1 rRNA gene is annotated in these 530 nt (G+C 53.0%); it reads left to right on the forward strand.

Features of this window, described 5'->3' with window-relative positions:
- Positions 1-530 (forward strand): 23S ribosomal RNA (locus J4G36_RS18260); the annotation flags it as partial.

Genomic DNA, 530 nt, shown 5'->3' on the forward strand with positions numbered 1-530 from the left:
GCCTTCATCCATTCTCAAACTTTAAATATGTAAGAAGTCCCCGTTACTTTATTGAACGCGGACGCTGGAATGAAACAACACTAGTGGGCCATTTTTGGTAAGCAGAACTGGCGATGCGGGATGAACCGAACGCGAGGTTAAGGTGCCGGAGTGGACGCTCATCAGACACCACAAAAGGTGTTAGTACATCTTGACAGCAGGACGGTGGCCATGGAAGTCGGAATCCGCTAAGGACTGTGTAACAACTCACCTGCCGAATGTACTAGCCCTGAAAATGGATGGCGCTCAAGCGTCCCACCCATACCTCGCCCTCGGCGCGGGCTCGGCGCGTCGAGGAGTAGGCGGACGTGGAGGTCGGTGACGAAGCCTAGGACGTGAGTCCGGGTGGAACGGCCTCTAGTGCAGATCTTGGTGGTAGTAGCAAATACTTCAATGAGAACTTGAAGGACCGAAGTGGGGAAAGGTTCCATGTGAACAGCGGTTGGACGTGGGTCAGTCGATCCTAAGCTATAGGGAAGTTCCGTTTCAAA

Source organism: Sporosarcina sp. 6E9, assembly GCF_017921835.1.
Lineage (GTDB): Bacteria > Bacillota > Bacilli > Bacillales_A > Planococcaceae > Sporosarcina.